27 protein-coding genes are annotated in these 26,447 nt (G+C 67.1%); 19 read left to right on the forward strand and 8 right to left on the reverse strand.

Translation table 11 applies throughout. From position 1 onward, the window contains the following. Window positions 1-127: 127 nt before the first annotated feature. From AB0L57_RS31010 to kstR, 3 genes are all read right to left on the reverse strand, one after another. Window positions 128-1,015 carry a zinc ABC transporter substrate-binding protein gene (locus AB0L57_RS31010; protein WP_364969941.1) on the reverse strand — a complete coding sequence of 296 codons (888 nt, stop codon included), beginning with the start codon at window positions 1,013-1,015 and terminating at the stop codon, window positions 128-130. A 188-nt stretch (window positions 1,016-1,203) separates the two neighbouring features. After that, window positions 1,204-3,777, reverse strand: a complete 2,574-nt coding sequence (gene otsB, locus AB0L57_RS31015; RefSeq protein ID WP_364969801.1) for a trehalose-phosphatase — start codon at window positions 3,775-3,777, stop codon at window positions 1,204-1,206. Window positions 3,778-3,933: 156 nt separating this feature from the next. Further along, window positions 3,934-4,590, reverse strand: coding sequence for a cholesterol catabolism transcriptional regulator KstR (kstR, locus tag AB0L57_RS31020; RefSeq protein WP_364969803.1), 657 nt, complete (start codon window positions 4,588-4,590; stop codon window positions 3,934-3,936). A gap of 146 nt (window positions 4,591-4,736) precedes the next feature. Here kstR and AB0L57_RS31025 point away from each other — a divergent pair, with 146 nt between their 5' ends. From AB0L57_RS31025 to AB0L57_RS31050, 6 genes are read left to right on the forward strand one after another with little or no spacing between them, the layout of a single operon-like run. Next, entirely contained in the window at window positions 4,737-6,890 is a 2,154-nt protein-coding gene (locus tag AB0L57_RS31025; RefSeq protein ID WP_364969806.1) for an acyl-CoA dehydrogenase, read from the forward strand. A 25-nt stretch (window positions 6,891-6,915) separates the two neighbouring features. Further along, a complete protein-coding gene (locus tag AB0L57_RS31030; RefSeq protein WP_364969809.1) occupies window positions 6,916-7,983 on the forward strand; it encodes an acyl-CoA dehydrogenase family protein in 1,068 nt (355 codons plus the stop codon). Further along, complete coding sequence (locus tag AB0L57_RS31035) at window positions 7,968-9,137, forward strand: acyl-CoA dehydrogenase family protein (RefSeq protein WP_364969812.1); 1,170 nt, start codon at window positions 7,968-7,970, stop codon at window positions 9,135-9,137. The genes AB0L57_RS31030 and AB0L57_RS31035 overlap by 16 nt, the downstream gene beginning before the upstream one ends. 12 nt (window positions 9,138-9,149) lie before the next feature. After that, entirely contained in the window at window positions 9,150-10,115 is a 966-nt protein-coding gene (locus AB0L57_RS31040) for a bifunctional MaoC family dehydratase N-terminal/OB-fold nucleic acid binding domain-containing protein (protein WP_364969815.1), read from the forward strand. Further along, window positions 10,112-10,531 carry a MaoC family dehydratase gene (locus AB0L57_RS31045; protein WP_364969818.1) on the forward strand — a complete coding sequence of 140 codons (420 nt, stop codon included), beginning with the start codon at window positions 10,112-10,114 and terminating at the stop codon, window positions 10,529-10,531. The genes AB0L57_RS31040 and AB0L57_RS31045 overlap by 4 nt, the downstream gene beginning before the upstream one ends. Continuing rightward, a complete protein-coding gene (locus tag AB0L57_RS31050; protein WP_364969821.1) occupies window positions 10,528-11,703 on the forward strand; it encodes a lipid-transfer protein in 1,176 nt (391 codons plus the stop codon). The genes AB0L57_RS31045 and AB0L57_RS31050 overlap by 4 nt, the downstream gene beginning before the upstream one ends. A 92-nt stretch (window positions 11,704-11,795) precedes the next feature. Here AB0L57_RS31050 and AB0L57_RS31055 read toward each other — a convergent pair whose 3' ends face one another. Next, entirely contained in the window at window positions 11,796-12,542 is a 747-nt protein-coding gene (locus AB0L57_RS31055) for a DUF2071 domain-containing protein (RefSeq protein ID WP_364969824.1), read from the reverse strand. Between the two features lie 11 nt (window positions 12,543-12,553). After that, complete coding sequence (locus AB0L57_RS31060; protein ID WP_364969827.1) at window positions 12,554-12,892, reverse strand: metalloregulator ArsR/SmtB family transcription factor; 339 nt, start codon at window positions 12,890-12,892, stop codon at window positions 12,554-12,556. Between the two features lie 145 nt (window positions 12,893-13,037). Between AB0L57_RS31060 and zapE the strand changes: the two genes are divergently transcribed. From zapE to AB0L57_RS31100, 8 genes are all read left to right on the forward strand, one after another. Further along, the gene (gene zapE / locus AB0L57_RS31065; protein WP_364969830.1) at window positions 13,038-14,066 is read left to right on the forward strand and encodes a cell division protein ZapE; all 1,029 of its coding nucleotides are present in this window, start codon (window positions 13,038-13,040) and stop codon (window positions 14,064-14,066) included. Window positions 14,067-14,282: 216 nt separating this feature from the next. After that, window positions 14,283-15,221 carry a DUF4129 domain-containing protein gene (locus tag AB0L57_RS31070; RefSeq protein ID WP_364969833.1) on the forward strand — a complete coding sequence of 313 codons (939 nt, stop codon included), beginning with the start codon at window positions 14,283-14,285 and terminating at the stop codon, window positions 15,219-15,221. Window positions 15,222-15,226: 5 nt separating this feature from the next. Continuing rightward, window positions 15,227-15,721 (forward strand): hypothetical protein, encoded by a 495-nt coding sequence (locus tag AB0L57_RS31075; RefSeq protein WP_364969836.1) that lies wholly within the window; start codon window positions 15,227-15,229, stop codon window positions 15,719-15,721. Between the two features lie 29 nt (window positions 15,722-15,750). Next, entirely contained in the window at window positions 15,751-16,713 is a 963-nt protein-coding gene (locus AB0L57_RS31080; RefSeq protein ID WP_364969838.1) for a MoxR family ATPase, read from the forward strand. Further along, a complete protein-coding gene (locus AB0L57_RS31085) occupies window positions 16,710-17,984 on the forward strand; it encodes a DUF58 domain-containing protein (RefSeq protein WP_364969840.1) in 1,275 nt (424 codons plus the stop codon). Before AB0L57_RS31080 ends, AB0L57_RS31085 begins: the two co-directional genes overlap by 4 nt. Then, window positions 17,981-18,451, forward strand: a complete 471-nt coding sequence (locus AB0L57_RS31090; RefSeq protein ID WP_364969842.1) for a hypothetical protein — start codon at window positions 17,981-17,983, stop codon at window positions 18,449-18,451. Before AB0L57_RS31085 ends, AB0L57_RS31090 begins: the two co-directional genes overlap by 4 nt. Before the next feature lie 398 nt (window positions 18,452-18,849). After that, window positions 18,850-19,092: a CopG family transcriptional regulator gene (locus AB0L57_RS31095; protein WP_364969845.1), complete on the forward strand. Its 243-nt coding sequence runs from the start codon at window positions 18,850-18,852 to the stop codon at window positions 19,090-19,092. Beyond that, complete coding sequence (locus AB0L57_RS31100; RefSeq protein WP_364969847.1) at window positions 19,089-19,523, forward strand: PIN domain-containing protein; 435 nt, start codon at window positions 19,089-19,091, stop codon at window positions 19,521-19,523. Before AB0L57_RS31095 ends, AB0L57_RS31100 begins: the two co-directional genes overlap by 4 nt. Window positions 19,524-19,570: 47 nt before the next feature. Here AB0L57_RS31100 and AB0L57_RS31105 read toward each other — a convergent pair whose 3' ends face one another. Then, on the reverse strand, window positions 19,571-19,804 hold the full coding sequence (locus AB0L57_RS31105) for a hypothetical protein (protein ID WP_364969849.1): 234 nt from the start codon (window positions 19,802-19,804) through the stop codon (window positions 19,571-19,573). A 225-nt stretch (window positions 19,805-20,029) separates the two neighbouring features. Between AB0L57_RS31105 and AB0L57_RS31110 the strand changes: the two genes are divergently transcribed. Together AB0L57_RS31110 and AB0L57_RS31115 are read left to right on the forward strand one after the other, a co-directional pair. Further along, window positions 20,030-20,179 (forward strand): hypothetical protein, encoded by a 150-nt coding sequence (locus AB0L57_RS31110; RefSeq protein ID WP_364969852.1) that lies wholly within the window; start codon window positions 20,030-20,032, stop codon window positions 20,177-20,179. Between the two features lie 143 nt (window positions 20,180-20,322). Beyond that, entirely contained in the window at window positions 20,323-20,571 is a 249-nt protein-coding gene (locus tag AB0L57_RS31115; RefSeq protein ID WP_364969854.1) for a DUF2283 domain-containing protein, read from the forward strand. An 89-nt stretch (window positions 20,572-20,660) separates the two neighbouring features. Here AB0L57_RS31115 and AB0L57_RS31120 read toward each other — a convergent pair whose 3' ends face one another. Both AB0L57_RS31120 and kstD read right to left on the reverse strand, forming a co-directional pair. Beyond that, window positions 20,661-21,524, reverse strand: a complete 864-nt coding sequence (locus tag AB0L57_RS31120; protein WP_364969856.1) for a MaoC/PaaZ C-terminal domain-containing protein — start codon at window positions 21,522-21,524, stop codon at window positions 20,661-20,663. A gap of 145 nt (window positions 21,525-21,669) precedes the next feature. Next, window positions 21,670-23,379 carry a 3-oxosteroid 1-dehydrogenase gene (kstD, locus tag AB0L57_RS31125; protein ID WP_364969859.1) on the reverse strand — a complete coding sequence of 570 codons (1,710 nt, stop codon included), beginning with the start codon at window positions 23,377-23,379 and terminating at the stop codon, window positions 21,670-21,672. Between the two features lie 143 nt (window positions 23,380-23,522). Between kstD and AB0L57_RS31130 the strand changes: the two genes are divergently transcribed. Genes AB0L57_RS31130 through dmpG form a run of 3 tightly spaced genes read left to right on the forward strand, consistent with a single transcriptional unit; the run spans window position 23,523 to window position 26,296 of the window. Beyond that, window positions 23,523-24,308, forward strand: a complete 786-nt coding sequence (locus AB0L57_RS31130) for a 2-keto-4-pentenoate hydratase (RefSeq protein ID WP_364969861.1) — start codon at window positions 23,523-23,525, stop codon at window positions 24,306-24,308. A gap of 10 nt (window positions 24,309-24,318) precedes the next feature. After that, window positions 24,319-25,230: an acetaldehyde dehydrogenase (acetylating) gene (locus AB0L57_RS31135; RefSeq protein ID WP_364969864.1), complete on the forward strand. Its 912-nt coding sequence runs from the start codon at window positions 24,319-24,321 to the stop codon at window positions 25,228-25,230. Between the two features lie 13 nt (window positions 25,231-25,243). After that, window positions 25,244-26,296, forward strand: coding sequence for a 4-hydroxy-2-oxovalerate aldolase (dmpG, locus tag AB0L57_RS31140; protein ID WP_364969866.1), 1,053 nt, complete (start codon window positions 25,244-25,246; stop codon window positions 26,294-26,296). Window positions 26,297-26,447: the final 151 nt, after the last annotated feature.

Here is a 26,447-nt window from a genome sequence, read left to right on the forward strand (position 1 = left end):
TCGGCGCGGGCCGATTCCGGATGCGCGGCGCCACCGCCGGCGTTCGATTCGTTCGCCGGTGGTGCGTCGTCGGCGACGACCGCTTCCGTCGTTTCGGTTCGTGTCTGTCCCGTCACCGCAACTCTCCTCAGCCGAGCGCCGCGGCCAGCGCGTTCGCGTTGTCGGTCTGCCATTTCACGAAATCGGTGTTCTCCGGCAGGGTTTCGGTCACCTCGACGACCGGCACACCGGCGCGTTTCGCGGTGGATGCCACATCCTGGGTCGTCTTGTCCTCGGTCTGGATGTTGTAGACGAGCGCGCGAACCTGCTTGGTGTTCAGCAGATCCCGGACCGCGGCCAGATCGGCGGGCGCCGGATCGGTGCCCTGTTCGATCGCCTCCTCGAATTCGTGCGGCGTGCGATCGTCGGTATCGGCGGCGAGCAGCAGGTAGTGCGCCAGCGGTTCGGTCTGCAACACCGGCGACTTCGGGTGCGCGGCAGCGATTTTCGCGGTGAGGGCGGTGACACCGGCCAGCTGCCCGCGCAGTGCGGCGGCGCGATCGGTGAATGCCTGCCGATGCGCGGGATCGATGTCGCCGAGCTCTGCGGCGATCTTGTCGGCCACCGCGCTCACGGTGTTCATGTCGTACCAGATGTGCTCGTTCTCGTCGTGGGCCGCGGCACCCGTACGCAGGTCGTAGGCCGCGAGGGTGGGCTTGTCCCGCCCCTCGGCCGCCTTCGACGCGAACTCGTCGTAGTCGCCGCCGTTGTAGATCACCAGGGCGGCCTCGCGGATCGCGGCGGCATCCGACGGGGTGGTCTGGTACGAGTGCGGGTCGACGGTGGGGTTGTCGATGATCGATTTCACCTCGACATCCGGCCCGCCCACGACGGCGGCGACGCTGCCCCAGACATCGGTGGAGGCGACGATTCTGGGCTTACCCGAATCCGAGGATGTTCCCGAGCAGGCGGCCAGCGTGAATGCGGTGGTGGCTCCCAGCGTGACGACAGCGATTCTGGCGACGAGATTTCTGATCACGCGGGTACTCCTGCACAGCCATTAACGGAAACGATTTCCATTAACTGTAGCGTATGCGTCCCGAACCGAGTTGCCGGACCGGCCGGTTTCGGTTGTGAACCCGGCCACGAACAGGGCCCGTGATCACTCGATCGGAGCGATCACGGGCCCGGGACGAGACGGTCGGGGAATTCGGCCGGATACCGCTACTGCGCGAGCGCGGCCACCGGCTGGCTCAGCAGCTGGGCGCAACGCAGCAGACCCAGATGGCTGTAGGCCTGCGGATGATTGCCCAGCGAACGTTCGGCCACCGGATCGTATTCTTCACTCAGGAGACCGGTCGGACCGGCCACGTCCACCAGCTGTGCGAACAGCGCCTCGGCGTCCTCGCGCTTACCGATCAGCAGATAGGCCTCCACCAGCCAGGCGGCACACAGGTGGAAGCCGCCCTCACCGCCCGGCAGGCCGTCGTCGTGGTGGTAGCGGTACACGGTCGATCCGCTGCGCAGCTCGGCCTCGGTGGCCACCACGGTGGCGGCGAAGCGCGGATCCGACGGTTCGATCAGACCGCTGAGGCCGATGTGCAGGGTGGCCGCGTCCAGATCGGTCCCGTCGTAGGCTGCGGTGTAGGACTGCACCTGCTCGTTCCAGCCCTTGGCCTTGACCTCTTCGGAGATGGTGTCGCGCAACTCGACCCAGGCCGGGTCGGCCGGGCGGTCGAACTTCGCCGCCAGCTTCAGGGCGCGGTCCGCGGTGAGCCAGCCCATCACCTTCGAATAGACGTGATGGCGCGGATTGCCGCGGATCTCCCAGATGCCGTGGTCGGGTTCGTTCCAGCGGCGCTGGACCGCGGAGACCATGGCGTGCACGAGTTCCCAGTCCCGGTCGGGCAGGGCCTTGGCCGGATTCAGGATGCCCTTGGCCTCGCGAGCCTCGGCGAGAGCGCTGATCAGATCGACGATCGGTCCGAAGACGTCCAGCTGGACCTGCATATTCGCCGCGTTTCCGATGCGCACCGGCCGCGAACCGGCATAGCCGGGAAGCTGGTCCAGTACCGCCTCCGGCGGCAAGGTCTCGCCGTAGAGGGTGTAGAGCGGGTGCAGGCGTTCGGGCCCGGGCAGGGTGTCGAGCACCCGATGGGTCCAGGCCAGGAAGTCCTCGGCCTCGGCCAGTGAGCCCAGGGCCACCAGCGCATGTGCGGTGAGTGCGGCATCGCGCAGCCAGCAGTAGCGGTAGTCCCAGTTGCGGACGCCGCCGATGTCCTCGGGCAGTGAGGTGGTGGCCGCGGCCATGATCGAGCCGGACGGGGCGTGCACCAGGCCGCGCAGGGTCAGCGCCGAGCGCTTCATCAGATCGCGCTTCAGCGGCGGCAGCTCCAGATCCGCGGACCAATCGCGCCAGTACCGCTCGGCCTCGTTGCGCCGCTCCGGCTCGCTGACCATGGCCGGGGCGAGATCGGATGTGCCGCAGCGCATCTCGAGCACGATCGGACCTTCGGAGGGATCGACGACCGCGCGGGCGACGTGGTGGATGCCCTCCTCGGAGATCTCCCACTGCACGCCGGGGGAGCGCAGCACGATCGGATCGTTGGTGCCGTGCACGCGCAGGCCCGCGGGCTCGCGGACCAGCGTCACCGGTACCTGCCCGAACTCCGGGCGCGGGGCGAAGGTGACCACGGCCTTGGCATCACCGGTGATGACCCGGGTCAGATCGGTCCGTTCCAGGATCGCGTCGTGCGGCAGGTAGTCCACGACTTTCAAACTGGACCAACGAGTTTCGACGGTCATGGTGCCGTCGACATAGCGCTGTGACAGCGGCAGGCCCTGCCGCTCCGGGGCGATCGTGAAATGTCCGGCCGCCGGTCCGCCGAGCAGGTGGGCGAAGACGGCCGCGGAATCCGGTTCGGGGTGGCAGAACCAGGTGACGGTGCCGTCCGGGGTCAGCAGTGCCTTGGAGCGCGGCGAGGCGAGCATGGTCAGCCGCTCGATCCGCGGGGCCGAGGCACCGGCCAGCCAGGTGCGGCGTTCTTCGAGCAGATACGCCAGCGCCCTGGCCACTTCCTCGGTACTGGCCACGCGGAATTCGGCACGGCTCTCACCGTCGCCGACCTTGATCCCGATATCCGGTCCGGACAGCCGGGCGAAGGCCTTCTCGTCGGTGACGTCGTCGCCGAAGAAGACCGCGGCCGACGCACCTTCCTGATGCCGGATGATGTCGAGGGCAGCGCCCTTGTCGGTCTGGACGACGGCCAGTTCGATGACCGCCTTGCCCTCGGTGACCTGGACGCCGACCCAGCTCGCCGGCCCCTGCCGGGCTTGCTGCAGGGCACGGCGGCCCACCTCGGGAGAGGCGTTGCGCACATGCAGCGCGGTACTCGCGGGTTTGGTCTCGACGGCCACGCCGGGGTTGTCCTCGGCGATGGCGGACAGTGCGTGCTGGACCTCGGCCAGCAGCTGGCGGGCATCGTTGTCGATGGCGTGCACGAAGCCGACATCGAACTCCGAGCCATGGCTTCCGATCAATTGGACCTCGACCGGAAGCCGGGACAGCGCCGCGAGATCTCGCAGCGCGCGGCCGGAGATCACGGCCGCGGTGGTAGTGGTCAAGCCGGCTAGCGCGCGCAATGCGCTGACCGACTCCCGATGGGGATAGGCCTTTGCCGGATCGGAGACTATGGGCGCGATTGTCCCGTCGTAGTCCGAAGCGACCAGTAGCCGCGGTACGCGCGCTACGGCCGAGAGGGCTCGGCGAAGTTCGAGTGGCAGATCCTGTGCGCTCACGCATCCAACCTAGTGATCGGAGGGTTTTCCAGGGGGCGCGAGAAACTTTACTGGGTGCGGTTTGCCGCCTTGTTCGCGCAGTGATACGCGCTGTTTACATGCATATTTCCAGGTACCGGACCGTGTGGTCCGGTACCTGGAAGCACAGCCGGGCGACTAGGACTTCTCGCCCAGCAGAAGATCGACGGTCAGTTCGAGGCGTTCGGCCACGTCGGTGGCCGAGGCGCGCCGGGTGAGCCAGGCGACCAGATTCGACAACCACACATCGCTGATGACCCGGGCGATGGCCAGATCGCGTTCCGACGGCTCGCCCTCGTTGACGGCGCGGGCGAAGAAGCGGTCCATCACCTTGCCGACGCGATCGACCTCGGCGGCCGCGGACGCATCGGCGAACATGAACGCTCGCGTCATCGCCTCGGTCAGCAGCGGGTCGCGCTGCATGGCCCGGGTGACCTGGGTCAGCATCAGGTGCATGCGCTCCTGTGCGGTCTGACCGGCCAGCGGTTTGCGTTTGCTGTCGAACTGCTCGAATTCCCGGGCCAGCGCCGAGACCAGCAGATGCACCTTGGACGGGAAATACCGGTACAGGGTGCCGACCGCGACATCGGCCCGTTCGGCCACTGCGCGCATCTGCACGGCGTCGTAACCGCCCTTGGAGGCGAGCGCGAGGGTGGCGTCGAGAATGCGTTTGCGCCGCTCACGCTGCGCGGCCGAACTCAGCTCGTCCTCGCTGAGGGTGCTGACCGTCGCGCGGTTGCGGGCTCCGTTCTGCGCACCCGAGTCGGCTGCCTGCTCTCGGGAGGGACTGGCCATTCAAAAGTCCTTTCCTGCACACACGTCGGACTGGCGTTGGCTGACGCGGCCGTTCGGCTGCCGGGAGCGCCTCTTGACTTACGCCCGATCGTCACATTAGAACATGTTCTAGGTGTGGGAGTCACGCCGGAAAGGCGGTATGGAGTGTGACCATCGCCACCACTGACGAGCATAAAGCCGTTCAGGAGTCGATGCGTGGATGGGCAGCGGCGGTCCAGCCGATTGCAACAATGCGCAGTGGCGCGCCGGGGTTTTGGCGTGAATTCTGGCCTGGCCTGGTGGGCCTCGGCGTTTTCAGCATCGCGGTGCCGGAGGAATCCGGCGGTGCGGGCGGCGGCGTGAGCGATCTGGCCGTGCTGATCGAGCAGGCGGCGCATGACCTGGTAGGCGGGCCGGTGACGGCTACCGCGCTGGCCGGCCTCGTTGCCGGTGACACCCTCGACGAGGATACGCCCTGCGGTATAGCCCTTGGCGAGCCGGTTGTGGTGTCGCACAACGGAACCGGACCGCTGGAGGTGACCGGCACCTGGGATGCGGTTTACGGCGCGGACGAGCACACCGCATTGCTGCTACCGGTGCGTTCCGGTGAGCGGGAGCTGTGGTGCCTGCTCGATGCAGGAACCGCGGGTGTGCGGATCGAGGCGCTGCCGGCGCTGGATCTCGGTGTTCCGCTGGCCCGGGTCGAATGCGACAAGGTCGCCGTGCCCGCCGAGCGGGTCTTCGAACCGGACGTCGCGGTATCGGATCTGGCCGCCGCGCTGGTGGCCGCCGAGGCCGCCGGAATCGCGGGCTGGTGCCTGGAGACCGCGGTCGAGTACGCGAAGGTGCGTGAGCAGTTCGGGCGCAGGATCGGTGAATTCCAGGCGATCAAGCACATCTGCGCCTGGATGCTGTGCCGTACCGAGCAGACCCGGGCCGTCGCGGCGGATGTCGCGGCAGCCGTGGACTCCGGTAGCGGGGAAATCGCCCTGTCGGCGGCCATCGCCATGACGGTCGCGCTGGACGCCGCCGTCGAGAATGCCAAGGACTGCATCCAGGTCCTGGGCGGCATCGGTTTCACCTGGGAGCACGACGCGCATCTGTATCTGCGCCGGGCGAGCGCGCTGCGGTCGCTGCTGGGCGGATCGGCGCGCTGGCGGGCCGAGGTCGCGCGGCTGACCCAGGCGGGTCTGCGCCGCACGGTCGGTGTCGATCTGGGCGCGGACGGGGAAAGTGCCTGGGAGGCGGCCGGTCTGGACGAGGCTCAGGACGCGGTCCTGGCCGCCGAACTGGACCGGATCGCGGCACTGCCGGTCGCCGAGCAGCGCACCGCACTCGCCGAGGCGGGTCTGCTGGCCCCGCATTGGCCGGCGCCCTACGGCCGTGGTGCGGGCCCGTTGCTGCGGACCCGGATCGACGATCGGATCCGCAAGGCGGGTATCGAACTGCCGGAGCTGGCGATCGCCAACTGGGCGATCCCGACCCTGCTGCAGTGGGGTACGCCCGAGCAGATCGAGCGTTATGCCGGGCCCACCCTCACCGGTGAGGTGATCTGGTGCCAGCTGTTCTCCGAACCGGGCGCGGGCTCGGATCTGGCGGCGCTGCGTACGGTCGCCGAACGGGTCGAGGGCGGTTGGAAACTGCGTGGCCAGAAAGTCTGGACCTCGCTGGCCGACCGTGCGACCTGGGGAATCTGCCTGGCGCGCACCGATGCGTCGGCGCCCAAGCACAAGGGGATCAGCTACTTCCTGGTCGATATGAACAGTGCCGGGCTCGAGATCCGGCCGCTGGTGGAGATCACCGGTGAGGCGCGCTTCAACGAGGTGTTCCTCGACGATGTGTTCGTCCCGGACGACTGCCTGGTCGGTGATCTGAACAACGGCTGGCGAATCGCCCGTTCGACATTGTCGGCGGAGCGGATCGCGATGGGCGGCAAGGGAATCGGCGAGGAACTCGAGGCGGTGATCACCGCCGCCCCGACCTCCGGTCCGGGTGCGGAAGTGGTGGCCGACCGGCTCGGCGCGCTGGTCGCCGAATCGGTGGCGGGCACCCTGCTCGAGGCCCGCGCAGCCCAGAAGTTGCTGTCCGGCGGCGATCCCGCGGCGGAGAGCAGCGTACGCAAACTGGTCGGTGTTCGGCACCGGCAGGCGGTCGCCGAGTTCGCCGCCGAACTGTCCGGTACGGCGGGTGCTCTCGACACCGAAGTGGTGAAGGAATTCCTGCTCACACGCTGTTTGTCGATTGCCGGTGGAACCGAGCAGATCCTGTTGACCGTCGCCGGTGAACGGATTCTCGGCCTGCCGCGCGAAGCGCAGGGTTAGTCCCATTTCACATCGGGAGCTTTGAATGGACTTCACCAGGGACGAGAGCCAAGACGCTGTCGCCGAGGTTGTCGTTAGTTTGCTGGAACGCGAGAGCGCGCGCGATATCGCGCTGTGGCCCACCATCACCGAGAGCGGTCTGCTGGCCGTACCGCTGCCGGAACGGTTCGGTGGCGACGATATGGGCCTGCTGGAGGTGTCGGCCATGCTCACCGAGCTGGCCACCGATGCCGCCCAGACCCCGGCCCTGGTCACCCTGGGCTTCGGGGTGCTACCACTGCGGGCCGTCGGATTGCCCGACGCGGTGGCGGAGCAGGTGTTCCCGGCCGTCGCGGAAGGCGCGGTCCTGACCGCGGCCCTGCACGAGCCGGGTGCGCCGTTCGTGACCAAGCCGGCGACCTCCGGGGTATCCGACGGTGTCACCGTGCGGGTCACCGGCTCCAAGGTCGCGGTTCCCTATGCCGATACCGCGCGCTGGATTCTGGTGCCCACCGATAACGGCATCGCGGTGGTCGGCGGTGATGCGGCCGGTATCACCCGCACACCGAGCCCGAGCTCGGACGGTGTGCCGGAATTCTCGGTGCGCTTCGAGGGCGTCGAGATCCCGGCCGAGCAGCTGCTGCCCGACGGCCTCACCGAGCTGCACCGCTTCGCACTGGCGAGCATCGGTGCGGTCGCCGACGGTCTGCTCAAGGGCGTGGTGGCGCTGACCGCGGAACATGTCCGCACCCGGCAGCAGTTCGGCCGGGCGCTGGCGCAGTTCCAGGCCGTCGCGCAGGAGATCGCCGATGTGTATGTCGTGTCGCGCACCCTCAGCGTCGCGGCCGCCTCGGCGGTATGGGCACTCGCCGCCGACGATCGCGGTGCCGAACATTGCGAGCGCATCGACGATGATCTGGATGTGCTGGCGTTCGCGGTCGCCGACGAATTGCCCAGGGCCATGCAGATGAGTCACCACCTGCACGGTGGACTCGGCGTCGACATGACCCACCCTCTGCACCGCTACTACTCACAGGCCAAGGACATCGCCCGCTGGCTCGGCGGTGCGTCGTTCCGGCTGGACCGATTGGGAGTCAGATGTTCATCGAACTGACCGCGGAACAGCGGCAACTGCGGGACGAATTACGTTCCTATTTCACCGGTCTCGTCACTCCCGAAGAGGAGGCCGAGATGCAGGTCAACCGGCACGGCGATGCCTACCGGACAGTGGTCAAGCGGATGGGCCGCGACGGCAAGCTCGGACTGGGCTGGCCGAAGGAGTACGGCGGCGCCGGCTTCGGCCCGCTGGAACAGCAGATCTTCTACAACGAGGCGGTGCGCGCGGATGTGCCCGTCCCGCTGGTCACCCTGCTGACCGTCGGCCCGGCGTTGCAGTCGTTCGGCACCGAGGAGCAGAAGCGGAAGTTCCTACCCGGAATCCTCACCGGCGACGTGCATTTCGCGATCGGCTACTCCGAACCCGATGCCGGTACCGACCTCGCGGCATTGCGCACCTCGGCGGTGCGTGACGCGAACGGTGACTGGATCGTCAACGGGCAGAAGATCTTCACCACCGGCGCGCACGAGGCCGATTTCGTCTGGCTGGCGGTGCGGACGGGTTCGGTGGAGTCCCGGCACAAGGGCATCACGATCCTCATCGTGGACACCACCGATCCGGGCTACTCCTGGACGCCGATCATCACCGCCGACGGCGCCCACCACACCAACGCCACCTACTTCGACAATGTGCGCGTGCCCGCGAGCATGACCGTCGGCGAGGAGAACGGCGGCTGGAAGCTCATCACCACCCAGCTCAATCACGAGCGGGTGAGCCTGGGCCCGTCCGGCAAGATCGAGCAGCTCTACGAGCGGGTCCGGGAATGGGCGCGCAAGCAGGGTGTTCTCGGTGAAACCGACGTCCGCCGCGCGCTGGGCCGGTTGCACGCCATGGTGCGGCTCAACGAACTGCTGAACTGGCAGGTCGCCTCGAACATGGAGCGCCCGGACGCCGATCAGCGCGATGTGATCGCCGACGCCTCGGCCACCAAGGTGTACTCGACCGAGGCGCTGCAGGAGGCGGGCCGGATCTCCGAGGAGATCGTGGGCCGCTTCGGTGATCCGGCCGATCAGGCCACAGCGGACCTGTTGACCTGGCTGGACAAGCGCACCAAGCAGAACCTGGTCGTCACCTTCGGCGGCGGCGTCAACGAGATCATGCGGGAGCTCATCGCTCAGATGGGCCTGCGCCTGCCCCGAGTACCGAGATAGGAGTCATCCACCGTGACACAGTCATTCACGGCCGACGAGATTCGCGAGGGACTCGAGAAGATCAAGGCGGCGGGGGAATCCGCGCCGCGGGCGGGTCGCGACCCGATCAATCAGCCCATGATCAACAACTGGGTCGAGGCCCTCGGTGACGCCAATCCGATCTACGTCGACGAGGACGCCGCGACCGCGGCCGGACATCCCGGCATCGTCGCGCCACCGGCCATGGCGCAGGTCTGGACCATGCTGGGCCTGGGCGGCGCGCGCGCCGACGACGATCCGATGACCCGGACGAACGAGTTGTTCGACGCCGCCGGATTCACCTCGGTGGTCGCCACCAACTGCGAGCAGACCTACCACCGCTACCTGCGGCTCGGTGAACAGGTGACGGTGCGTTCGAGCGTCGACGAGATCGTCGGCCCCAAGCGGACCGGCCTCGGCGAGGGCTGGTTCACCACCTACCGCACCAACTGGTACGTCGGTGATGAACTGGTCACCGAGATGCTGTTCCGGATGCTGAAGTTCATCCCCGGCACCGGCAAGCAGGCCGCCCCGGCCGAACCCGGTGCGGTCTCGGCGGAGGATCTGGCCAAGCGGGTCCGGCCCACCGTCTCGAAGGACACCGAATTCTTCTGGGACGGAGTCGAACTCGGGGAGCTGCGGATTCAGCGGCGACCCGACGGCTCGCTGCAGCATCCGCCGGTTCCGGCGCTGTGGAAGGACCACACCGAGCAGACCGACTATGTCGTGGCCTCCGGACGTGGCACGGTCTTCAGCTTCGTGGTCCATCACGCGCCCAAGGTGCCCGGCCGGCAACTGCCGTATGTGGTGGCCCTGGTCGAACTGGAGGAAGGCGTGCGCATGCTCGGTGAGCTGCGCGGTATCGATCCGGCCGAGGTCGAGGTCGGCCTGCCGGTGACGGTCGGCTTCCAGCGGCTCGACGACGACAACACCGTGCCCTATTGGGAGGCCGTGCGATGACCGCCACAATCGATCCGACAACCCTCGAGCTCGGAACCACATTGCCCGAGTTGGTGATTCACGCCGATCCGACCTTCGTGATCTCGACCGCGCTGGCCACCCGCGATTTCCAGGACGTGCACCACGACCGGGACAAGGCGGTCGAGCGCGGCTCCAAGGACATCTTCGTCAACATCCTCACCGACACCGGCCTGGTGCAGCGGTTCGTCACCGACTGGGCGGGCCCGGCCGCGGTCGTCAAGTCCATCGCGCTGCGCCTGGGTGTGCCGCTGTACGCGGGGGACACGCTGACGCTGAGCGGGACGGTCGCGGCCGTCGACGGTGCGGACATCACCATCGACGTGGTCGGCCGCGACAGCCTCGGTGACCACATCACGGCGAAAGCCGTCATCGCCCTTCAGGAGGCACGCCAGTGACGGGATTGAGCCGCCGCGCCGCCATCGTGGGTATCGGCGCCACCGATTTCTCCAAGGACTCCGGCCGCAGTGAGCTGCGGCTGGCCGGTGAGGCCGTCACCGCCGCCCTCGCCGACGCGGGACTCACCGCCGCGGATGTGGACGGCCTGACGACGTTCACCATGGACACCAACACCCAGGCCGCCGTCGCACGCGCCACGGGGATCCCGAGCCTGAAGTTCTTCAGCAACATCCCGTTCGGTGGTGGCGCGGCCGCCGCGACGGTGCAGCACGCCGCCATGGCGGTCGCGACGGGTGTCGCGGATGTGGTTGTCGCGTACCGGGCTTTCAACGAGCGCTCCGGAAATCGCTTCGGCCAGTTCGCGACTCATCTGGCGACGGGTAACCCCACCTCCTCGGGTGTGGACAATGCGTTCTCCTACACCCACGGTCTCGGCACCCCGGCCGCGCAGGTCGCGATGGTGGCGCGGCGCTATATGCACGTATACGGCGCGCGCAGTGCGGATTTCGGCGCGGTGGCGGTCGCCGATCGTAAACACGCCGCGGTGAATCCGGCCGCCCACTTCTACGGCAAGCCGATCACCCTCGACGATCACCAGGCCTCGCGCTGGATCGCCGAACCACTGCATCTGCTGGACTGCTGCCAGGAGACCGACGGCGGGGTGGCGATCGTGGTCACCAGTGCCGAGCGCGCGAAGGATCTGCCGAACAAGGCCGCGCTGATCGCCGGTGCCGCACAGGGGTCCGGCGCCGATCAGTACGTGATGACCAGCTACTACCGTGACGGCCTGACCGGTCTGCCGGAGATGGGCCTGGTGGGCGACCAGCTGTGGGCGCAGAGCGAGTTGCGGCCACAGGACATGCAGGCCGCCATCCTCTACGACCACTTCACCCCGTTCGTGCTGATGCAGCTCGAGGAACTGGGGTTCTGTGGTCGCGGCGAGGCCAAGGATTTCATCGCCGACGGTGCGATCGAGATCGGTGGCAGGCTTCCGCTGAACACGCACGGTGGCCAGCTGGGAGAGGCCTACATCCACGGTATGAACGGCATTGCCGAGGGGGTGCGCCAGATTCGCGGCAGTTCGGTGAATCAGGTCGAGGGCCTCAGCAATATCGTCGTCACCGCCGGGACCGGCGTGCCGACCTCCGGGCTGGTACTCACCGCCGCCTGATCGGCCGCAACACCCGAAAACCCGGGCCGTGCATCGATATTCGATGCACGGCCCGTTTTCTCGTCGTTCGAACGATGGTGGCGGGGGTGCAATTACCGGCGTGCGGTGTGGTCCGCAGGCGCGGAACCGGCGGCGACCTGCGGAGGTGGAAGGGGGTGCCAACTCGCCGGCACCTCGCGCATCAGCAACGCGCAGTCGAGCATCGCGCTGCCCGGCGGGAACCGGTCCGGGTCGTCGAAGACCGTGGACCGCGCCGAGTGGACCTCGACCGGCTCGACCTGCCACGAGTCCGTCCGGAGCTCGAGGCCATCGAGGCGGCGACCGCCACGGGCGGGCGAGAATCCGGCCGAGCCACGCCGGAAGAAGTCCGATGCCTGCGCCAGATCGTCGAACAGTTCGCTGCCCTGGAACCGCTCGACGGTCCGGACATCCACACTCGCCGAGGTCGTCTCGTCTCGACTCGCGAAAGCCACATGCAGGTCCTGTGCCGTTTCCCGCACATCGAACCGCGCCGAACCGTGCTCACCCGGAAACAGTCGGCCACCGGCGAGGGCATTGACCATCGAGCCGCTGTCGCGACGCGCGATGTACACCCCGGTCGAGCGTCCCTGCGGACCGTCCCACTCGACCGCGATGCGATGCGCGGCGTTCTCGCTGCGCAGCCCGACCCAGCCGGGTAGTCGAGCGGGCCGGAACTGTCCGAGGCGGATCAGGCAGATACCGGCAACCGCCCAGCCGTCGACCAGTTGGGGCCGCATCTGCGGCGGCACCATGCTCGCCGCGACCTCGGGGGCGACTCGGTAGTTCACCAGAAGTCGTCGCTCGACAACGCTGGACATCCGCGGAGGTCTCATCCGGCATCCCTGTTCTCGGTGTTCCGCAGCCTGCGCTGCCTGACGATGACCTGTTCCGGGCAGATCGCGCTCAGGAACCTGCCGACACACAACGCCAGTCGTTCCTCGACGAGCGAGTAGAAGATCCGGTTGGCGACTCGTCGCTCTCGGACGAGCCCGGCCGCCTTGAGTACGCCCAGATGCCGGGAGATCGACGGACCGCTGATCGGAAATCTCGCGGCGATGTCACCCGCGGTCAATTCGCCGGAGCGGAGATCTTCCAGGATCTGCCGACGCGTCGAGTCGGCCAGCGCGCGGAACACACCGGCTTCCTCTTCAGGGTCGAGTTCGGTCATGTTCGCAATTTAGCACCATAGCTAAATAACGAACAACCCGGCCGGATTCCGGCTGGGGGCAAGAGTTCCCGGACCCCCGGGTGCCACCGCGACCGCTGTGGCTCTATAAAAGTAGAGGAGCAACGCGGCGGTGGGAGGAATCGGGATGAACACGGTGGATTCGGTGCCGGCGACGCCCTGCGGTGCCGCCGGCCGGGAGGTCTCCGCCGGCGGCATCGTGCTCGACGCCGATCAGCGGCAGGTCGCCGAATGCCTGAGACGGCTCGCCATCCAGCTCGGTCGCCGCGGCCGGTGGCGCCGCCCGCGCGGACTGTATCTGCACGGGCGGCCCGGTCGCGGCAAGACCATGCTGATGGACGACTTCTTCATCCGGGTGGGCTCGGAACGTAAGCGTCGCTACCACTTTCACGAGTTCTTCGCGGATCTGCACCGCGCGGTGGGTGCCGGCGGGGGACTGCCGGTGGCCGTGGATGCCGTACTGGGCGACGCCGAGCTGATCTGCTTCGACGAATTCCATGTCCACGACATCGGTGACGGCATGCTGCTCGACCGCGTGCTGCACATCCTGTTCGATCGGCGCATCACGCTGGTGGCGACATCGAACCATCCGCCCGAGGAGCTGATGCCGAACCCGTTGACGCATGCGAAGTTCGAGCCCACCATCGCCCTGCTGCGTGCGCATCTCGACGTGGTCCCGGTGGACGGTGGACGCGACTATCGCCTGCTCGCGACCGATCACACCGGATTCGCCGCCGGGCGCTACATCCAGGGTGAGCGTGACGGCGACAACGCCGTGGTCTCGATCCCGATCGCGCATCGGACGCTGTCGGCCCGCCGTGCCGACGACGAGCTGGTGATCGACTTCACCGAGATCTGCGGCGCCCCGCTGTCCTCGGCCGACTTCCTCACCCTCGCCCGGACCCATCCGCGCTGGACCGTCTGCGCGGTACCGCCGCTGCGGTCGGTACCGACGGACTGGGGCACGCGTTTCGTCAACCTGATCGACGTGCTCCACGACGCCGATCTCGAGTTGACGCTGTATGCCCGGAGCTCGATCGCGGATCTGCTGCGCGATGCCGTCGGAGTCCGCGATCTGGACCGCATCGCCAGCCGTTTGCACCGTCTGCGCGCGACGGCCGCGGCACCCGTGCCCGGCGGTGGTGGCGGCGCGTGAAATCCGCACGAAAGTGAAGCGATTTCGTTTGGATGACCGGGCCTCGAATCGCCCTGGTTCTTGTGTGTGATCACAGTTTGCGGACCACTCGGCCGGTATTCGGCGTCGAATAGCGAATCGGGCCCCGTTCGGTGTCCCGATTTCCCTCCTCAGGTGCAGTTCGACGTGTAACGATGTGCGGAGTTTGTGCAGTTCGGATGTTTCTGGGAGAGGCCCGTGGCCGGGGTGAGAACGGCGATACCACGCGCGATCGGGCTGATCGCACTGATGGCGTGCGTCGTGTTCGCGTTGCGTGGATATATTCCCGGGACCGGTGGCCCGCACGCGGTGTCACCGCCCTCGGTGGTGACCGTCGCGCTCATGCCCGTGCTGTCGCTGGTGTCGGTGGTCATTCTGCTGGCGGGTGTGTTCACGAGCCAGCACCGGCTGCCGCTGGCGATGCCCGATGACGACCATGATCGGGAACGTCAGCCGTTCCGGTTGACCCGCTTCGGCATGGTGCTGCTGATCGCGGTCGCGATGGCAGCCCTGCTCGCCGCGATCGTCTGGGCGGTGTACCTGCTCGTCGGCGGCCCCGAGGAGTCGGCACCGTCGAATCCCGCATCCTCGGCCACCACCGGGGCCCAGCCCACCGAGACCCGGGCGCCGCAGCGTTTCTCCGGAACTCCGGAATTGAGCGGGAGCACCCTGATTCTGGTGGCGGTCGGGGCCGGCCTGCTCGTGGCGGTCGCGGTCATCGGGCTCGGAGTCGTCGCCGTGGGCAGCCGAGACCGGCGGGGTGTACCGCAACTGCTGCCCCCGCCGGCCGCCACCGAGCCCCCGGTGTCGCTGGCCCAGGTGGCCGAGATGGGCCTGGCCGCGATGATGGCCTCGGGGAGCAAGGACGCGCGCACCGCCATCATCGCCTGCTACGTCGCCATGGAAAGCGGTCTGGCACAGGCGCGGGAGGTCGCGCCGCTGATCTCGGACACACCATCGGAGGTCCTGGCGCGGGCATTCGATCGTGGTGTGCTGCACGATGCCTCGGCTCGCGAACTCGTGACGCTGTTCGAGGAGGCCAGGTTCAGCCCGCATTCGATTCTGGAGTGGCAGCGCATGCGGGCGGAGCAGTTGCTGCGCATCGTGCTCGCGGATCTGCAGGGGGCACGGTTGTGAGCCGGATGGCGATCGTGGTCGGCGCCGTGGTGCTGATCGGGTTGATCGAGCTGCTCGCCCTGGGCGGCATGCGTGACCTGCTGCCGATCCTGGCCGGGATCGCGGTGTTCGGGGCACTGGCGCTGCTGCTGCGCTCGGTGATCGAACGGGCGCGCAGACTGGAGCACCCAGACGTCGCCGACCACGAGATCGAGAACGGCCCCGCCGAGATGCTGAGCCGCTGGCACGCCCGCGCGCAGATGCTGGCCACCCGCGCCGACGGCACCCGGGCCGACTGGGACCGCCATCTGCGCCCGCTGCTGGCCAAGGAATTCGAACTGTCGAGCGGACACCGAATCACCAAGAACCGCAGGGCCACCGAGGTCGCCGGACGTCTGCAGTTCGGCCCCGAATTGTGGCGCTGGGTGGACCCGGCCAACTCGTCGACGCGTGATCAGACCACGCGTGCGCCGGGCCGGGCCGCACTGGACGAGATCCTGCGTCGTTTGCAGGACATGTGAAATGGGTTGGAACTAGTGCGAGATCGGATATGACGACACCTTTGGATGTGACCATCAAACGCACCGATGCGGTGCTCCGGGAGATTGCCCGGGTCGTGGTCGGCAAACGCGATGAGCTGCAGCTGATCATGATCGCGGTGCTGTCGGGCGGCCACATCCTGATCGAGGATCTACCCGGCCTGGGCAAGACGCTCATCGCCAGATCCTTCGCGGCCGCATTGGGTCTGGACTTCACCCGGGTGCAGTTCACGCCGGATCTGCTGCCCGCGGATCTGATCGGATCGACCATCTACGACATGGCGTCGGGCCGGTTCAATTTTCGCCGCGGTCCGGTGTTCACCCACATGCTGCTCGCCGACGAGATCAACCGCACACCGCCCAAGACACAGGCGGCGCTGCTGGAGGCGATGGCCGAGGGGCAGGTCAGCATCGATGGTGAAACCTTCCCGCTGCCACAGCCTTTCATCGTCATGGCCACCGACAACCCGATCGAGTACGAGGGCACCTATCCGCTGCCGGAAGCGCAGCTGGACCGGTTCGCGATGCAGTTGCGACTGGGGTATCTGTCGGAGAAGGACGAGACCCAGATGATCCGGCGCCGGCTCGAACGCGGCGCGGTCGTCCCGCAGGTCGGTCAGGTGGTGGATGCCCAAGGGCTGGTGGAGATGCGGCAGGCCGTCGAATTCGTCACCGTGCACCCGGATGTCGTGACCTATGTGGTCGCACTGGCGGCAGCGACCCGTGGCCATCCGCAGGTGGAGGTCGGTGCCAGCCCACGTGCCGAACTGGATCTGGTGCAGATGTCGCGCGCCCGGGCGCTGCTGCTCGGCCGCGACTACGTGATTCCCGAAGATGTCAAGGCGCTGGCGGTTCCGGCGATGGCACACCGGATCACCTTGCGCCCGGAGATGTGGGTGCGCCGGATTCGCGGTGAGGACGTGATCTCCGAACTGCTGCGCCGGCTGCCCGTGCCGCGGGCGACGTCGACATGAGACATCGCGACACTCGATCGGCCGCCGAGGTGGCCTTGCGCTGGCGGCCCGCACCACTGGTCTACATGCTCGCAGTGGCGGCCGCGGCCGCGCTCGTGCTGGCGGTCATGCTGGAACGCTGGCAGCTCGCGGTCTTCGCGGCGCCGATGCTCGGCGTGCTGGCCACGGCACCGATCCAGTTGTCGCGCACCAGGGTTCAGGTCGACGGTGGTGGAATTCTGCGCTGTTTCGAATCCGAGGAGGTCGAACTCGAGGTCGCGGCCTTCGTGGAGGACGGGCACGCGCTGCTGCGCCTGCGTCCGGAGGAGGTGAGCGGGCTCGAGGTACGGGTGGAGGAGGCCTCCGATTCCGGTCCGGCACCGGCCGGGCTGCGGCTGGGTCTGTCCACCGAGCGGTGGGGCCGGTATCCGGTCACCGTCCGGCTCACCGCGTTGAGTCCCGCCGGACTGTCCCAGGCCTCGGCCAGTGTTCCGGCCGGCCAGGTGTACGTGTACCCGGTCGCCGATCCGCAGCGAATGCGCCTGCCGCGCACCGAACTTCCGGAACGGATCGGTACCCACCTGACCCGCAGGCACGGACCGGGTGTCGAGTACGCCGATATTCGCGCCTACGCACCCGGCGATCAGCTGCGCACCGTGAACTGGCCCGTGAGTGCGCGGCGCGGACGCCTCTACGTCACCGAGCGATTCACCAACCGGGCCGCCGATGTCGTTGTGCTGGTGGATACTTCGCTACAGGCCCCCGGCCCGGCCACCGATGCCATGGAGCTGATGGTCCGCGGCGCCGCGCAGGTGGCGCAGACCGCGTTGCAGGCCGGGGACCGCACCGCGGTGGTCTGCCTGGGTCGCGCGCCGCGCTGGCTGCGCCCCGATATCGGCCGCCGCCAGTTCTATCGGATCATCGATACGGTGCTCGGCGTCGGCGACGAGCACATCGCCAATGTGGGCACCCTTGCGCCGCACACGGCGGTGCCGCTGGGTTCGATCGTGGTCGCCTTCTCCACACTGCTCGACACCGAATTCGCCTTGGCCCTCATCGATCTGCGCAAGCGCGGACATGCCGTGGTCGTGGTCGACGTGCTGCGCGGCACGCCGTTCGCCGAAGGCCTCGATCCCACCCTGGCGCGGATGTGGCAGCTGGAGCGCACCGCCATGTATCGGGATATGGGCACCGTGGGTGTGGACGTCATCGCCTGGCCGGAGGGTGTCCGCCTCGATCAGGCGATGCAACTGGTCCCCGCGCATCGGCGATTGGTGCGGGTGAAGCGATGACGAGATTTCTCGGCGTACTGTCCGGCGTGCTGCTGACCGCGGCGGTCGCGCTGGTGCTGCCGTGGGCCGGTATCCCGGTCTTCGTCGCGGTGGTCGCCGGCTGGCGGCTGCGGACCGTCGCGGTGGGCGCGGTGCTGATCGCGCTGGGCGCGCTGGCATGGGCGGACACCGGCGCGCTGGCGGCGGCCGGCATCGGTGTGGTGGCGACCACCTATCTGCTCAACACCGCGACGCTGCACGCACCCGAGGGTGTGGTTCCTACCACACTGCCCTCGGCGGCCGGGGCGCTGGGATTCGTCGGCACGGCGGTCCTGGCCACCCTGATCCCGGGACGCCTGGCCTGGTTGCCGCTGCTGGCCCCGGTCCTCGTGATCGTGCTGTATGCGCTGGTAGCGCAAGGTTTGGTGGTGCAGCGAAGGGTGCGTGAACCCGTGCCGGAGCCCGAGGAGACGCCGCAGCCGAGCTGATCGGGAGCGCCCGAATCGAGCTGATCGGACCGCCGGATTGTGCGATCTTGCACTACTACACGATGTCGTGGTTTGCTACTACGTCTTGTAGTCTGACGGCATGTGGATTATCCCGATCATCGCCGTCATCTGTGCCGTTGCGATCGCGGCTCTGTTCGCGAACGGTTTCCCGGACTGAGCTGACGCCGATCGCGCGGGACCTCTGGGTACGCGCCGGGTGGTCGGCCGATCCCGGTCGAATCCCTCGAATACGAAAACGACCTGATGACGACGACAACCGCCCGACCGGAATTCCGGTCGGGCGGTTGTCGTCGTTTGAGGTGGTTGGCCGGGCAGTTCACCCGGTTCCGCTTTCCGAGGAGCTTGATGCGGTACACGTGGGTGGTACCATATATGGCATGAATAAAACGACCGTGTACCTCCCTGAAGAACTGGAGGTCCGGCTCGATGCAGAGGCGGCGGCCACGGGTGTCAGTAAAGCCGAACTGATTCGCCGCAGCATCGCGATGCTGCTGGACTCCTCCGACCGTCCACGCAACGATGCGCCTCTGCCTACTTTCCGTAGTGGACGCTCGCGCAATGCCGATGAGATGCGCGAGGATATCTATCAACAGATCAAGCAGCGATCGGCCCGTCGATGATCGTCGTTGCGGACACCTCCGCGGTGTTTGCTGCCTTCGACGCGGACCAGGATGAGCACGAACAGGCCCGGGTTGTGATGGAACAAGAGACCCTGATCATCTCACCGCTGGTACTCGCCGAACTGGACCACTTGACTCGTCGTGACCTCGGCTTCTCCGCGGCGATGAGAATCACCGACGCCTTGCTGGGCCGCGCGATCGACGGACGCTACCGCCTCGCAGAGTTGAAGCACGTCGATCTGTCCACGGCACAATCGGTTCGAGCGAAGTACGAAGGACTGCAACTGGATCTCGCTGACGCTGTGGGAGTTGCGCTGGCCGACAGGTATAAGACCGATCGCATCTTCACGCTCGATCAACGCGATTTCCGCGCCATCGAACCGCTGACACCGGGCATCCAGTCGTTCCGGATACTGCCTGCTGACGGGTAGCGGCATATCTCCTGAAGCGTCGAGGTGTGCGGGCCTCGAGCTGGTGTTCACGCGGCACGGGTACCGGCGGCGAGGAAGATCGGGACGGCGAGGAACAGCCGATCGTGGTGTGCCCGGGCGGCTTGTTCCTCGAGCCAGGCGCCTTCCCCGCCCAGGTTGGCGAGTAACGGCAGGCACGCGCTGCCCGTCCACACGATCGTCTGGACCTCGACGGTGACATCGACGAACCCGTTGTCCAGCAGTAGATTCCGGTATCGGCGGGCGACACGTGGGTTCGGCATACCGTCCGCGCGGGCGTGCAGGAGGCTGCGGGTGAGTTCGAGAAATCGCCCGAACGGAATTCAGATCATGCGGTGTCGACACTCGACGCAGTGTGTTCAGCTGGTGTTCCCATGAGTATCGCGCTCTGGGCCTGATATCGCGGGCCCGAGGGTTGTCAGCGCGGCAATGTCCTGCTCTGTGGGAGGCGCGGGAGGTAGTCCGGTTGGCTGTCACTGCCGCATCGCATGGACAAGCTCGTTCAGCAGGGTCGCCAATGCGGGAAGATGCCGTACTACATCGCCGGCATCACTCCCCATGCGAGCACCGAAATGCAGAAGGACGGCGTCACGGAAGATCAGGTGAAGGACGTCATCGAAGAGCGTGGAAATGGGTGAAGCCGGGGCGAGCGGAGTGCTCGTGGGAGGTATATCTGCGCGGCGACAAGCGCGGCAGCAATGAAGTCCACGTGGTGATCGATGACAATGCTTGGGTGATCACCGCATGGCTCGCCAGGTAGTAACCAGCTGAAAAGAGCGACATGAGTGAGACATACAACGTCAGGCCCCCGATAGTGGTGTCGCGGGATCCCGAGTCCAATGCCGCCTCGATCGAGTTCGGTACAAGCGACCATCCGCGATGGACCTTGCCGGTCCGGGACGGCGAACAACTCGTCGGAACCCTGCGGTTCGCGGAGGACGGTGAACTCCTGGAGATCGAGTTGCTCGATGCCGAAACCCAGATGCCGCGCTCATTGCGGAATGTGGACGAAGGCGGCGATCGGACGTAGGAAACCGGCGGTGTGGGTAGACCACCGCCTCCTGACAGCGACCGCCCGACCGGAATTCCGGTCGGGCGGTTCACTGTTCGGTGCCGAAATCAGTCGGCGATGGTCAACCGCACATCGCCCAGCACGGCCGCGTCCTCGCGCTCGACCACGGTCGCGCCGATGATCAGCTCGTTGCCCGCACGCCAGATGCGCGAGCGAATCGTTTCGCCCGGGAACAGCACGCCGGCGAACCGCGCGCGGAATCCGGCGACCCGGCTCGCGTCCGAGTCCAGCACGGTATCGGTCGCTGCCTTGCAGACCAGGCCGTAGGTGCACAGGCCGTGCAGGATCGGGTTCGGGAAGCCGGCGGCCTCGGCGAATCCCGGATCCGAATGCAGGGGGTTGCGGTCGCCGCACATGCGGTACAGCAGAGCCTGCTGCGGCAGCGTGGGGGTCAGCACCTCGAAATCCGGTGCGCGATCGGGCAATTCGACCTTGTTGCTGGGGCCGCGCTCGCCGCCGAAACCGCCCTCGCCCTTGGCGAAGATGGAGGAGCGGTCGGTCCACAGCGGTTCGCCGTCGAAACCGACGATGGTCAGCTCACGGGTCAGCACGGCCGCAGAACCCTTGTCCCACAGTTCGGTGACGCGCCCGGTCGCGGTGGCCTTGCCCTCGGCCGGAATGGGCCGGTGCACCACGATCTCCTGGCTGCCGTGCACGACCTTCGCCAGCTCGATCTCCACGCCGGGATAGCTCACCTTCGGTGGATCGGTGAGCCGCATGGTGGGGGCCACGGTCGCGAAGGTCGGCAGGACCTGCGGCTGTTTGTCGTCGAGGTAGCGCAGCTCACCGGCGTCGGTCCAGCGTTCGCCCGCACCCAGGCCCAGGTGGTACAGCTGCACGTCCGACGGCGTCCACGCGAACTCCTGGCTCGGCAGTTCCGCTCCCAGAGCGGTTTTCAGATCGATCGGCATTGGTTCTCCTACTCTGGTGCGGTGCCGTGAGCCGGTGGGGCCGCGCGGCGTGGGCATCGGATTCCGCGCCGCGCGGCCCCTGCTCGTCCATGGTGGACGGGCGTGATCCGGTAACCGGACCAGGTCTCACTCACCGGAAACAGTTCTACTTACCGCTCGCGGTGGTGGACTTTTCCTTCGCCTTCTCGACGATGTCCATGACCGCGAGATAACCGAAGGTCAGCGCGGGGCCGATGGTCGCGCCGGGACCAGCGTAGGTGTGGCCCATGACCGGGATCGAGGAGTTGCCCGAGGCGTACAGTCCGTCGATCACGCTGCCGTCCTCGCGCAGCACCCGCGCGGCGGTGTCGGTGACCAGGCCACCCTTGGTGCCGAGGTCGCCGGGCACGATCTTGGCCGCGTAGAACGGACCCTGCACCAGCGCCGCCAGGCACGGATTGGGCTTGACGGTCGGATCGCCGTAGTAGCGGTCGTAGTGGCTCTTACCGCGGCCGAAGTCCTCGTCCACTCCCTTCTCGGCGAAGGCGTTGAAACGGGTCACCGTATTGGTGAGGCTGTCGGCCGGCACGCCCAGCTTCTCGGCCAGTTCGGTGATCGAGTCGGCCTTGACGATGTTGTCGTTTTCCATCCAGCGGGACGGAAACCGCTGGCCCGGCTGCAGCCCGGCGAAGATGTAGCGGTTGCGGTAGCGCTGGTCGAACACCAGCCACGCCGGGATGTTCTCGCCCGGACCGTCACCCTGACCCCATTTGCCGCCGTACATGGTGTGCACGGCCTCGACGTAAGGAGCGGACTCATTCCCGAATCGCTTCCCGTCGGCGTTGACCATGATCGCGCCCGGCAGATTGCGCTCGGCGAGGGCGAACCACGGCTTACCCTCACCCTTGAAGATGGTCGGCCCCCACCAGGAGTCCTCCATGAAGCCGATGTCGCCACCGACCTCCATGCCGGCGAGGATGCCGTCACCGGTGTTGGCCGCGGCGCCCGTGGTCCAGTCGGTGGTGATGGGCTGGCGCTGGTACTTGGTGCGCATCTCGGCGTTGTGCTCGAAACCGCCGGTGCCCAGTACGACGCCGTAACGGGCCTTGAACACGGTCGGCTCGCCGTCGACGGTCGCCTCCACGCCCACGACGCGGCCGTCCTCGGTGATCAGCTTGGTCAGGGGAGTGTTCAGCAGCACGGGGACGTTCGCGTCCTGCAGGCCCTTGCGCATGGCCGCGATGATGGCCTGGCCCATGCCCAGGATGTGCTTGCCGCTGAACTTGGCCAGGTAGGTGCGGGCGCCCACCCGCATGGCCCGCATCATGCCCTTCGGATGCCGCTTGATCAGGTTGAGGCGCACGAAGTCGGCCTGCATGACCACCACGTTCAGCGGGGCCTTGGCGTACGGGGGCTCCAGATTCGCCAGCTCCGCGCCGAGCACCTTGGCATTGAACGGCTTGGGCTCGCAGGACCGGCCGTCGCCCAGGCCGCCCGGAGCCTCGGGGTGGTAGTCGGAGTATCCCGGCACCCACTTCATCTGCAACGGGGAGTGATCGAGGACGAAGTCGAAGGCCTCCGCGCCGCGGTCGATGTAGGTGTCGATCTTCTCCTTCGGCACCACGTCGCCGATGATGCTGTGCAGGTAGCGGCGGGCCTCCTCCCGGTCATCGGGCCGGCCGGACGCCTTGAGCGCCTTGTTGCCCGGGATCCACACACCGCCACCGCTACGCGCGGTCGACCCGCCGTAGTGCGCGGCCTTCTCGATGAGCACCGCACGCAGGCCGTGGTGCGCGGCGGCGAGGGCGGCGGTCATTCCGGCGGCGCCGCTGCCGACCACCACCACGTCGTATTCCCGATCAGTCATGTAGAACACGTTATAGAATCGGATCAGGTTCGGTCTATATTGGTCTGGCAGATGGGACTGAAGACACGAGAAAATGCAGGAAAACTCGTTTCAGTTTGCATCCCGGTAACCGGCTGGTACCCCCACCGAGCGCCCCAATGGAAGGAACAAGCGTGCTGTCCGACGCGGTACGGAATGAACTGGCCGCGGAGCTCGCGGTCGCCGAACGAGACCGGATGCCGATCGACCCGCTGGTCACGCGGTATCCGGCGATCGATGTGGTCGACGCCTACGAGATCCAGCTGCTCAACATCCGGCAGCGGCTGGCCGACGGCGCGAAAGTTGTCGGGCACAAGGTCGGCCTGTCGTCGAAGGCCATGCAGGAGATGATGGGCGTCGACGAGCCCGACTACGGTCATCTGCTCGCTGATATGCAGGTGTTCGAGGATGTCCCGGTCGACACCTCGAAGTATCTGTTCCCGCGCGTCGAGGTCGAGGTCGGCTTCGTGCTGGGCGCGGATCTGCCGGGTGCGGAGTGTACCGAGGCCGATGTGCTGGCCGCGACGGTCGCCTACGCGCCCGCGATCGAGCTCATCGACACCCGCATCAAGAACTGGAACATCGCCCTGTGCGACACCATCGCCGACAACGCGTCCTCGGCCGGCTGGGTGCTGGGACCCGAGCGGGTGGCTCCGGATCGCTTGGATATCAAGGCGATCGATGCGACGCTGACCCGCAACGGCGAAGTGGTCGCCGAGGGCCGCAGTGACGCGGTACTCGACGATCCGACCATCGCGGTGGCCTGGCTGGCCCGCAAGGTCGCCTCGTTCGGAGTGCGGTTGAAGGCCGGTGACATCGTCTTGCCGGGCTCCTGCACCCGCGCCATCGACGCCCGCCCGGGTGACGACTTCCATGCCGAGTTCGCTGGACTCGGTTCCGTCCGTTTGAAATTCAGCTGAGGAGACCAGAGTGACTGGCAACGGAAAGGTCACAGCCGCGATCGTCGGCTCCGGAAACATCAGCACAGATCTGCTGTACAAACTGCTGCGTTCGGAGCGGATCGAGCCGCGCTGGATGATCGGTATCGATCCGGACAGCGAGGGCTTGAAGCGCGCTCGTGGTCTGGGGCTCGAGACCTCGGCCGAGGGCGCCGACTGGCTGCTCGCACTGCCGGAGAAGCCGGACATGCTGTTCGAGGCGACCTCGGCGTACGTCCATCGCGAGTACGCACCGAAGTACGAGGCGGCCGGTATCCGCGCGGTCGATCTGACCCCGGCCGCCGTCGGCCCGGCCGTCGTGCCCCCGGTCAACCTGGGTGCGAACATCGACACCCCGAACGTCAACATGATCACCTGTGGCGGGCAGGCCACGATTCCGATCGTCGCGGCCGTGTCCCGTGTGGTCGAGGTGCCCTACGCCGAGATCGTCGCCTCGGTGTCGTCGGTCTCCGCCGGTCCGGGCACCCGCGCCAACATCGACGAGTTCACCAAGACGACCAGCAAGGGCGTCGAGACCATCGGTGGCGCCAAGCGCGGTAAGGCGATCATCATCCTCAACCCGGCCGAGCCGCCGATGATCATGCGCGACACCATCTTCGCCGCGATCCCGGAGGACGCCGACACCGACGCGATCAGCGAATCCATCCACAAGATGGTCGCCGACATTCAGGAATACGTGCCCGGCTACCGCCTGCTCAACGAACCGCAGTTCGATGAGCCGAGTGTGATTTCCGGTGGTATGGCGAAGGTGTCGGTCTTCGTGGAGGTCGAGGGTGCGGGCGATTTCCTGCCCCCGTACGCCGGCAACCTCGACATCATGACCGCCGCCGCCACCCGGGTGGGCGAGGTCATGGCCGAACAGATCCTCACGGCTCGGGTCTAGGAGGGACCACATCATGAATTACGTATTGCAGCCGTTCTCCCAGGAACTCGACGTCCGCGTCACCGACACCTCGCTGCGCGACGGCTCCCATCACAAGCGCCACCAGTTCACCGCCACCGAGGTCCGTGACATCGTCGCGGCCGTCGACGCGGCCGGCGTGCCGGTCATCGAGGTCACCCACGGTGACGGTCTCGGCGGTTCCTCGTTCAACTACGGGTTCTCCAAAACCCCTGAGCAGGAACTGATCACGATCGCGGCGCAGACCGCGAAGCAGGCCAAGATCGCGGTGCTCATGCTGCCCGGTGTGGGCGTCAAGGAAGACATCAAGATCTCCCAGGACAACGGCGCGTCGATCGTCCGCATCGCCACCCACTGCACCGAGGCCGATGTCTCGATCCAGCACTTCGGCTATGCCCGTGACCTCGGCCTGGAAACCGTCGGCTTCCTGATGATGTCGCATTCGCAGCCACCGGAGGTGCTGGCCAAGCAGGCGCGCATCATGGCCGACGCCGGCTGTCAGTGTGTGTACGTCGTGGACTCCGCCGGTGCGCTGGTCCTGGACCAGGTGACCGACCGCATCGCCGCGGTCGTCGCCGAACTCGGTGACGACGCCCAGGTCGGCTTCCACGGCCACGAGAACCTCGACCTCGCCGTCGCCAACTCGATCTACGCGGTCAAGGCGGGAGCCAAGCAGATCGACGGCAGCGCACGGCGTTTCGGCGCCGGCGCCGGCAACACTCCGGTCGAGGCGTTCATCGGTGTCGCCGACAAGATCGGCATCAAGACCGGTATCGACTTCTTCGCCATCGCCGACGCCGCCGAGGACGTGGTGCGCCCGGTCATGCCGCAGGAGTGCCTGCTGGATCGCCAGGCGTTGATGATGGGCTACGCCGGGGTGTACTCCAGCTTCCTCAAGCACGCCGAACGTCAGGCCGAGCGGTACGGGGTCTCGGCGGCGGAGATGCTGGTCCGCGCGGGTAAGCGCAAGCTGGTCGGTGGGCAGGAAGATCAGCTGATCGACATCGCGCTGGAACTGCAACGCGAGAAGTCGGGCGCCACCGCCTGAGTCGTCGGAAACGAAAGGCCGCGAACCTGTTCGCGGCCTTTCGTGTGTTCAGGGGATGGCCGGCCGCGGACCGACGCGCTCGACGCGGATCTGATGATGCGGATCCGGCTGCGGGTTGCCTGAGTCTTCGCTGTGGGCTTCTCGAGTAACG

This window comes from Nocardia sp. NPDC052254, from assembly GCF_040679495.1.
In the GTDB taxonomy this organism is placed as follows: Bacteria; Actinomycetota; Actinomycetes; order Mycobacteriales; family Mycobacteriaceae; genus Nocardia.